Below are 8,233 nucleotides of genomic sequence, written 5' to 3'. Positions count from 1 at the left end.
TGTATGCTATACGAAGTTATTACGAGCCGGCGTCCATCGTTGCATTCATGCAATGATGGATTCCAAACGATTCTATTTCGCAAATATTGTCCGATCCGTATTCTCCTTTCCACCGGCTGCACGACATCACGTCGCAAGCCACTGGACCAAGCAAAAGGAGAATCACGATGAATACGCAAGCCACACCGAACACGCCCGATACCGCGACGGTTACCTTCCTCGATGCGCTGAACAGTGCCACCGGCCCAGCAATCGAGACGCTCACGCCCGCCGAAGCGCGCGAAGTCTTGGCAGGCGCCCAGCGCAGCGTGCCGGTCGACGTCTCGGGCATTGACGTCACGCGCCGCACGGTCGAGCAGGACGGCCTGGTCGTGTCGCTTGTCGTCGTCAAGCCGCAGGATTCGCGCGGTGTGCTGCCCGTGTTCATGTTCTTCCACGGCGGTGGCTGGATTCTCGGCGACTACCCGACGCATGAGCGTCTCGTGCGGGATCTTGTTGTCCAGTCGGGCTCGGCGGCGGTGTTCGTCGAATACACGCCTTCGCCCGAAGCGCGCTATCCGGTCGCGATCAACGAAGCCTACGCCGCGACGAAGTGGGTTGCCGCACATGGCGCGGAGATCGGCGTCGATGGTGCGCGGCTGGCCGTCGTGGGCAACAGCGTGGGCGGCAACATGGCCGCGGTCGTCAGCCAGATGGCGAAGGACCGTCAAGGCCCGGCAATCCGCTTCCAGGGCCTCATGTGGCCGGTGGCCGACCACGCGTTCGACAATGCCTCGTACGACGCCTTTGCAAATGGCTACTTCCTGAGCCGCGACATGATGAAGTGGTTCTGGAATGCCTACACGATCGACGAAGGTGAGCGCAACGAACGCTACGCGTCGCCGCTGCGCGCGTCACTCGACGAATTGAAGGGCTTGCCGCCCGCGCTCATCCAGACGGCGCAGTTCGACGTGCTGCGCGACGAAGGCGAAGCATATGGATATCGGCTCGACCAGGCGGGCAACGACGTGACGACGATCCAGTACAAAGGCACGATCCACGACTTCGGCCTACTCAACGTGCTTGCTGCGGACGCACCGACGCGCGCAGCGATGCAGCAGATGGCGACTGCGTTGAAGACGCATCTGCAATGAATCGCATCCTTTAACGCCTTTATCGAGCCGATCATGAACGACGCTAAACAACTGCTTTCCGCTTATCTCGAATCGATTCGTGACCCACGTGCGGCCGCTGCACTGTTTGCCGACGATGGCGTGCTGGAGCTCCCTTATCTGAAGTCGCTTGGCATTGACGGGCGAGCACAGGGGCCAAAAGCGATCGAAGGCTTCATCGCCTCGCTGCTCGCGAAAGTACCGGATTTTTCGTTCAGAAATGTGCGGCTGCTGATCGAAACGCCTGAGCAGGTATTCGCCGAATATGAAGTCGAAGCGCTCGTGCCATCGACGGGGAAAATCTATCGACAGATGTACGCAGGGCGGCTGGTGGCGAACAACGGCAAAATCCTGCTCTTGCGCGAAGCACTGGATACAATGGCTGCGGCACGCGCATTCTCGACGGCGCAGGCCATTTGAAGAGATGACGATGAAAGGCCGCTTGATCAATCGAAGCGGCCTGCCGCTGTTTCATCCCGACTGGTCGCTTCTGGCCGGTTTCCGCCCAACACGGTCGGCTGTAGCCGACCCTGAAGCGACAGTCGCCGGTCCAGAGAGCGGTCATTCAACGTGCGCATCGATGAACGGGCGGATGCTTCGAACGCCTTCTTCGGCGAGGCAAGCCGATGTATCCCGGCGCATCGTCGCGCGCACAAATTTCGCCCGAGATCGAAATCCCGATGAGTCAGTTGGCGCTTAGCTACTACACCCCGGCTGTATCCGCATTCGACTCGCTATTGCTAACACCAATCTCCGTTCGTACCTTGTGCGGCGTTTTGCCAGTCCATGAGTGGAACGCGCGAGCAAAGGAATTGGAATCGTCGAATCCCAGTAGAAAGGAGATCTCGGCGCTAGACATCGTAGTGTTGCCAAGATAGTGATAGGCCAACGATTCACGCAAAGTGTCCAGCGTTTGCTGGAACGAGGTTCCCTCATCTTGAAGCCTGCGCTGCAACGTGCGGACGCTGACCGCAAGTTTTCGACTGATCACTTGCATGGACACCTCTCCTGCCGGGAGCGTCTCCAGCAGGGTACTGCGCACTCTTTCCGCCATACTGGCCGTCCTATCCAAATCCGCTAGTCTCTGACGTAGCGATGGCTCGAAGAACTGCCACATTTTGTGGTTTTCGGTCAGGAATGGCCGCTCGATATCCTCAGCAGCGAATACAACGGTGGCTAAGGGCGCATCTGTCACTGGCACGCCGAAATATGCTTGGTAGGCGGCCACGCTGTCATTCGATTCGCCCGTCGCCAACGGCCAACTCACTCGTAATGGGCGTACCGGACTTCGTGTCGCCAAGCGTGCTAGTTGCACGAAAAAGACCAGCTTGAAAGTGAGAAATACATCGGGTGGCGGCAGGGTGTGATCCAAGAAGTCGATGGAAACTGTGGTGTGCTCGATCGCTCGATCGATCCGAATGATCATGGGCGCTATCAGTCTGACGTACTTCGCGATTCGGTCGAGTGCTCCGCCCATATTTGAACTACATAGCGCGGCGAAAAGCTCGGGATCGAACCAGTCCGACGACATCACCTTTGCGATTTGCAGCGCTGCCGGTACGTCCGCGTTGATTGTCGCTGCCTCGGCCTCAATGGCCTTCCACAACATGAAGAAACTGGTCGGATCGAGGCGAACGTTCTGACGCGAAAACAGATCCCCCGGTAGCTGCGCACGGCGCAAAACCGGCGAAGCTGCAATGCCTGCATCCTGCATCAACAAGCGCCATCCGGGCCAAATGGCATAGTCCGTCGGATGGCCATGCCGACCGCTCGGGGGATAGTTACTTTTCGTATTCATCGCATGAGTCTATCCCGCAGATCGCGCCATCACAATAGCAAAACCCGCCACTTGGGACCGCGTAAATATTGGCGTGTTCGGCGAGTCTGTTGGCGTGATCGGCTAGTGTCCATGGCGCGATCGGCAGGCAGAATGGCAGCAACCGTCGAGGATCGTCAGAATTGGTTTGCACCTCGAATCGCGCGTCATGCCGTTGCCGAGCCAGCATGGCCATCCACTCTAGCCAGCCTCGCCGAGTCGTTCTTGAAGGAGGCCGGCAATGACGAACTCGGATCCATCTACATCAACAATTTTTCGCAAGCCTTCATAGGCCATTTCGAATACCGGGAGCTGGAGAGATGAAGAAGACAATTTTGATTACTGGGGCATCGTCGGGCTTTGGTTTGATGCTGGCGAACAAACTCCACAAGGACGGCTTCAACGTGATCGGCACCAGTCGTCAGCCGGAAAAATACGCGCGGAACGTGCCCTTCAAGTTGCTGCGCCTTGATATCGACGACGACACTTCTATCGAGTCGTTCACGCATGAGCTTTTCACCTATACGAAGCAACTTGACGTTCTCGTCAACAATGCGGGCTACATGGTGACGGGTATCGCTGAAGAGACACCGCTTGAAGTCGGGCGGCAGCAGTTCGAAACGAACTTCTGGGGAACGGTCAAGGTCACGAACGCCTTGCTCCCCTTCTTTCGCAAGCAAAAGAGCGGGCAGATCATCACCGTCAGTTCCATCGTTGGCTTGATCGGCCCGCCGAATCTGTCCTATTACTCGGCTTCGAAGCATGCGGTCGAAGGTTATTTCAAAGCCCTGCGTTTCGAGCTGAACCAGTTCAACATCAAAGTCAGCGTGGTCGAGCCGGTGTGGTTCAAAACCAACCTTGGACAAAATTCGGTTTCGTCTACAGGTGGCAATATCCCCGACTACGACGCTTACCGCAAACAGGTTCGTGCCGCCACGCAAAAAGGTATCGATGAGGCCGAGGCGCCTGATGCGGTTGTGCACACCATCACGAAAATGATCGGCACGAAAGAACCGAAGTTCAGCAATCCGGTTGGCAAGATGACGGGGATGATTCTTTTCCTGCAAAGCTATGCGCCCAAGATGTTCGAAAGCTCGATTCTCAAGAGCGTCAGGACCGCCGGATAAGCACGCCGGAGGCGAGTAGAACGAACCGAACCGTCAAGCTAGAACGGTTATGGTTCAGAATATTCAATAAGGAGTATTGATGAAATATTACCTGTGCAAGTTCATTCCTCCGCGACCCGACTTTCTCGCGACAATGTCGGACGACGAGTTGAAGTTGATGAAGCGACATGGCGCCTTTCTCGATGAGTTGTTCGCGCAAGGCGTGATCGTGGCACACGGTCCTGTGATTGATGACACTGGTGGCTATGGTGTCTCCCTCTACCAAATTCCGGACGAGGATGACATTGCCGCTTTCACCTCACAAGATCCCATCGTGCAAAACGGCGTCGGTCACTACGAGCACTACGTCATGCTGCGTTTGACATCGCACAACTGACCCACTCTCTGTAAGGAAGTCTTCATGAAAATCCAAGGTTCTGTCGCGCTCGTTACGGGTGCCAATCGCGGACTGGGTGCAGCCTTCACCCGCGCCTTGCTTACCGCTGGCGCGGCCAAGGTCTATGCAGCAGCGCGCGAAGCGTCCACCGTCACCGCATCTGGCGTGGTGCCCGTACGGCTCGACGTGACTCGCGCCGATCAGGTCGAAGCGCTCGCCCGCGAATTGGGCGACGTCAGCTTGCTGGTGAACAACGCCGGCATCGGAGGCTCCGGCGCAGTGCTTGCACCATCATCGATCGATATGCTGCGACAGCAGTTCGAGACAAATGCCGTGGGGCCGTTACGGATGGCGCAAGCGTTCGCGCCGATCCTGGCGGCGTCTGGCAGTAGTGCCATGATCAATGTCATTTCCGCGCTCAGTTGGGCGACTCTGCCAGGCATTACCGGCAGTTACAGCGCATCGAAGGCCGCCGCTTGGGCCTTGAGTAACGCGATGCGGCAGGAATTAAGTGCCCAAGGCACAGAAGTTCTTTCGCTGCATGTCGCCTTCATGGATACCGACATGGCGCGGGGCGTACCCGGCCCCAAGGCTTCCCCAGACGAGGTTGCGCGTATGGCTCTCGCCGCATTAGAGGCCGGTCACTCAGAACTCTTGGCGGATGAGGTTACCCGCAGCGTACATGCTGGCCTGACGGCAGTGCCACCGATGTATCTAGGAATGCTTGGATGACGCCCGGTCCGAGGCGCGCCCCGAGCCACGGGAATGAGCTGCACCGGCTATCCTCTCTCTTGGGACGATGTTCGTTGTGTCCGGTGGAGGAGGCAAGTACGGTCACACTTACTCCAGCGTAGCCAATTCAACGGATTACTTCATCAGGCGGCCCGGCGCATCTGCGAAACGGCCCGCGCGCGCACCGCGAACGTCAGGATAACCGCACCGGCGAGCGCCGACGCGCCCGCAAGCACGAACGCACTTGCATACCCACCACCATACTGGACGAGCCAGCCGGTCAAGCTTGGCGACAGGATGCCTGCGAGATTCGCGAGCAGATGAACGAACCCGCCGGCCGAGCCGACGCGTTCGCGAGGCACGATTTCCTGCAGCAACGACCAGCAAGCCTGCGGTGCCATGAACGCGAAAAGGCTTGCGATCGCGATCAACGTGACGGCCGCGCCGAGCGAACTCACCCGTGACGCCAGCAGCACGCACGCCGCCGCCACCGCCAGCCCGACGACGATCACGATCTTGCGCGCGAACAGCACGTCGCCGGTGCGCCGGTAGATGCGGTCCGACACGGTGCCGCCGGCCACGAAACCGACGGTCGCGCCGAGCCAGGGCAGAATCCCGACGACGCTCATCTGCTTGATGTTTAGATGCTGGTAGTCGGTGAGATAGCTGGGCAACCATGACAGGAAGAAATAGAGCACGTAGTTGAAGCTGAAGAACGCGAGCGCGACGCCGAGCACCGGCCGCGACAGCAGATCGCGCAGCAGCGGACGCGCGGCGCGCTCGTCCGCATGCGCATCCAGTGAGACGCCGACCGTCCGGTCGGATGCGATCTCGCGCACCTCTTCCGGCGACACGCGCGGGTGGCTCGCCGGATCGTCGCGGAACAACGCCCACCACGCGGCCAGCCACACGAAGCCGAGCGTGGCGATCACGACGAACGAAACGCGCCAGCCAAACTGCAGCGCAACCAGGCCGACGATCGGCGCCGCGATCGCCGCACCGAGCGGCTGCCCGGCGTTGGTCCAGCCGACCGCGCGCCCCGCTTCGCGGCGCGGGAACCAGTTCGAGATCGCCTTGTTGGTGGTCGTCCCCATCGGCCCTTCGCCGATCCCGAACGCGACGCGCACGATCAGTAGGTGCGCGAACGACCCGGCGAGCGCTGTCGCGCCGCAGAACAGAGACCACACGCCCGCCGCGCACGCGAACACGCGACGCGGCCCGAACCGGTCCGCGGCCCAGCCGCCGACGAAGCAAAACACGCAGTAGCCGATGAAGAAGCTGCTGAACAGGATACCCATCTGCGCGTCGTCGATGCCGAGTTCGCGCTTGATGATCGGCGCGACGACGGACAGCGCCGCGCGATCGAGATAGTTCAGCATGCCGGCGCCGAACAGCAGCGCGCCGATCCACCAGCGGTAACGCGTTTTCATGTTGTCTCCTGTCGAGCCGGGCACGTGCCTGCGCATCCGCCCGGCTTCCTGATTTCCGATTGCGCCGCCACACCGGCAACGGCTTCGCGTGCGTGCGCCGAGCGCACCGTTCCTGCGTTCAACCGATCGTCGCGTGCGCGATCGTGTTGCGTGCCAGCACTGCTTCGTCCGGCAAGAAGCCAAGCCCGGGCACATCGGGCAAGCGCAGCCGCGCCCCGGGCCGCTGCCCGTCATGCAGCCGCTCGGGCCAGTCGAGATAGGGAATTTCGAGCGCTACATCGTCCGGTAGCGTCGCGACCACGTGCGCGGTCGCCAGCAGCCCCGCTCCGTAATAGAAACAGTGCGGCACAACCCGCACGCCGTGCTCCGCCGCAAGCGCGATCACTTCCGCGATGCCGGTCGGTCCACCGATCTTCGCGATGCTTGGCTGCGCGACGTCGAGCGCGCCGCGTTCGAACAGGTCGCGAAAGCCCGCGACGCCCGACGCGTTCTCGCCCGCCGCGATCGGCACGCCGGCGCCGCGCACACGCGCGATGCCGTCCGCGTCGTCGCAAGGCCACACCGGTTCCTCGATCCAGCCGAGCCGCAGGTCGGCCAGCTCGCTCACATGCCGCAGCGCGTCGCTCGCCGTCCACGGGCAGTTCACGTCGACCATCAGTTCGCTGCCGGCCGGCAGTGCCGCACGCGCGGCCGCGATAGCCGCACGTTGCGTCTCGTGCAGCTTGATGCGCCGAAACCCTTCGTCCGACGCCCGCCGCACGTGGCGCGCGACTTCATCGGGGTCGTTGTCGTAGTTGACCAGGCTCGCATACACGTCGATCTCCCCGCGATGGCCGCCGAGCCAACGATATAGCGGCACACCGGCCGCCTGCGCGGCGAGGTCGTGCAGCGCCGTGTCGATCGCGGACAATGCGTACAGCACCGGTCCGGTGCGGCCGAACGCATGCAGCGCGCGATCGGCCGCGTCACGCAATGCGGCGATCCCGTGCCGCGTCGGCTCGAATTCGGCGCCCTTGAACCAACGGCCAACCGGGCCTTCGAGCGCGGCGAACGTGACGGGATTGATCAGATGACCGAATGCTTCGCCCCAGCCAACGCGCCCTGCGTCATCGGTGAGCCTGACCAGCAGCGACTCCATGCGACGCAGCGAGCGGTCTGCGGCGTTATACGTGTCGGCGACGGTCGGTTCAACAGCGGCGACGGGACGGCGGCCCGCATCGAATGCGAGCGAGATGCGAATGACTTCGATGGTGACGATTTTCACGAACGTATTCCCGGTGCGGCGAGTCGGGGGAAACTATGCGGCCGACGGCCGAAAGTGCGATGTGACGGACGACAGCACTCGTGCGAGATCGTTCGATTGGGCAACGTCGGCCTTCACATTGATCAGTCATCGTATAACTAAAGCCGTCTTTTCGCAAGCCATCTCTCAACACACATCTGCATACTCACTGGGATCTATCACATCCATCACATGTGACATCTTATGACTAATGGTGAACGGAAAAATGGAATCCGATGCTTCGCAAAACTAAGAGCGGCGGCATGGTTTGGCGCATCAGGCGAGACCAAGGCGGAAGCTCTATCGCAACTCGACATTA

At 60.6% G+C, this 8,233-nt stretch carries 9 protein-coding genes; 6 read left to right on the top strand and 3 right to left on the bottom strand.

Features of this window, described 5'->3' with window-relative positions; all coding sequences use genetic code 11:
• Positions 1-167 precede the first annotated feature (167 nt).
• Both JMF90_RS13505 and JMF90_RS13500 read left to right on the top strand, forming a co-directional pair.
• Entirely contained in the window at positions 168-1,133 is a 966-nt protein-coding gene (locus tag JMF90_RS13505) for an alpha/beta hydrolase (RefSeq protein WP_011548559.1), read from the top strand.
• A gap of 33 nt (positions 1,134-1,166) precedes the next feature.
• Positions 1,167-1,571 carry a nuclear transport factor 2 family protein gene (locus JMF90_RS13500; protein ID WP_011548560.1) on the top strand — a complete coding sequence of 135 codons (405 nt, stop codon included), beginning with the start codon at positions 1,167-1,169 and terminating at the stop codon, positions 1,569-1,571.
• 283 nt (positions 1,572-1,854) lie between these two features.
• On the opposite strand, the gene JMF90_RS13495 is transcribed toward JMF90_RS13500, so the two are convergent.
• The gene (locus JMF90_RS13495) at positions 1,855-2,865 is read right to left on the bottom strand and encodes an AraC family transcriptional regulator (RefSeq protein WP_172535134.1); all 1,011 of its coding nucleotides are present in this window, start codon (positions 2,863-2,865) and stop codon (positions 1,855-1,857) included.
• A gap of 216 nt (positions 2,866-3,081) precedes the next feature.
• On the opposite strand from JMF90_RS13495, the gene JMF90_RS13490 reads away from it, so the two are divergent.
• The 4 genes from JMF90_RS13490 (at position 3,082) to JMF90_RS13475 (ending at position 5,202) form a co-directional block, all read left to right on the top strand.
• On the top strand, positions 3,082-3,291 hold the full coding sequence (locus JMF90_RS13490) for a hypothetical protein (RefSeq protein WP_124920132.1): 210 nt from the start codon (positions 3,082-3,084) through the stop codon (positions 3,289-3,291).
• A complete protein-coding gene (locus JMF90_RS13485) occupies positions 3,288-4,094 on the top strand; it encodes an SDR family NAD(P)-dependent oxidoreductase (RefSeq protein WP_011548562.1) in 807 nt (268 codons plus the stop codon). The genes JMF90_RS13490 and JMF90_RS13485 overlap by 4 nt, the downstream gene beginning before the upstream one ends.
• Before the next feature lie 79 nt (positions 4,095-4,173).
• Positions 4,174-4,470: a YciI family protein gene (locus JMF90_RS13480; RefSeq protein ID WP_011548563.1), complete on the top strand. Its 297-nt coding sequence runs from the start codon at positions 4,174-4,176 to the stop codon at positions 4,468-4,470.
• Positions 4,471-4,494: 24 nt separating this feature from the next.
• Positions 4,495-5,202, top strand: a complete 708-nt coding sequence (locus tag JMF90_RS13475) for an SDR family oxidoreductase (protein ID WP_011548564.1) — start codon at positions 4,495-4,497, stop codon at positions 5,200-5,202.
• Between the two features lie 143 nt (positions 5,203-5,345).
• On the opposite strand, the gene JMF90_RS13470 is transcribed toward JMF90_RS13475, so the two are convergent.
• Together JMF90_RS13470 and JMF90_RS13465 are read right to left on the bottom strand one after the other, a co-directional pair.
• A complete protein-coding gene (locus JMF90_RS13470; protein WP_041489432.1) occupies positions 5,346-6,632 on the bottom strand; it encodes an MFS transporter in 1,287 nt (428 codons plus the stop codon).
• 118 nt (positions 6,633-6,750) lie between these two features.
• Positions 6,751-7,896: a mandelate racemase/muconate lactonizing enzyme family protein gene (locus tag JMF90_RS13465; protein WP_011548566.1), complete on the bottom strand. Its 1,146-nt coding sequence runs from the start codon at positions 7,894-7,896 to the stop codon at positions 6,751-6,753.
• Positions 7,897-8,233 lie beyond the last annotated feature (337 nt).

The organism is Burkholderia sp. E168m23, assembly GCF_016586125.1.
Classification (GTDB): Bacteria; Pseudomonadota; Gammaproteobacteria; order Burkholderiales; family Burkholderiaceae; genus Burkholderia; species Burkholderia orbicola.
The sequence above is the reverse complement of the archived record's forward strand: the minus strand, read 5'-3'. Positions and strand labels throughout refer to the sequence as shown.

Coding starts and splice junctions, on each gene's coding strand:
- JMF90_RS13485 (WP_011548562.1), top strand. CDS start 3,288: ATGAAGAAGACAATTTTGATTACTGGGGCATCGTCGGGCTTTGGTTTG.
- JMF90_RS13495 (WP_172535134.1), bottom strand. CDS start 2,865: ATGCAGGATGCAGGCATTGCAGCTTCGCCGGTTTTGCGCCGTGCGCAG.
- JMF90_RS13505 (WP_011548559.1), top strand. CDS start 168: ATGAATACGCAAGCCACACCGAACACGCCCGATACCGCGACGGTTACC.
- JMF90_RS13480 (WP_011548563.1), top strand. CDS start 4,174: ATGAAATATTACCTGTGCAAGTTCATTCCTCCGCGACCCGACTTTCTC.
- JMF90_RS13490 (WP_124920132.1), top strand. CDS start 3,082: ATGGCAGCAACCGTCGAGGATCGTCAGAATTGGTTTGCACCTCGAATC.
- JMF90_RS13470 (WP_041489432.1), bottom strand. CDS start 6,632: ATGAAAACGCGTTACCGCTGGTGGATCGGCGCGCTGCTGTTCGGCGCC.
- JMF90_RS13475 (WP_011548564.1), top strand. CDS start 4,495: ATGAAAATCCAAGGTTCTGTCGCGCTCGTTACGGGTGCCAATCGCGGA.
- JMF90_RS13500 (WP_011548560.1), top strand. CDS start 1,167: ATGAACGACGCTAAACAACTGCTTTCCGCTTATCTCGAATCGATTCGT.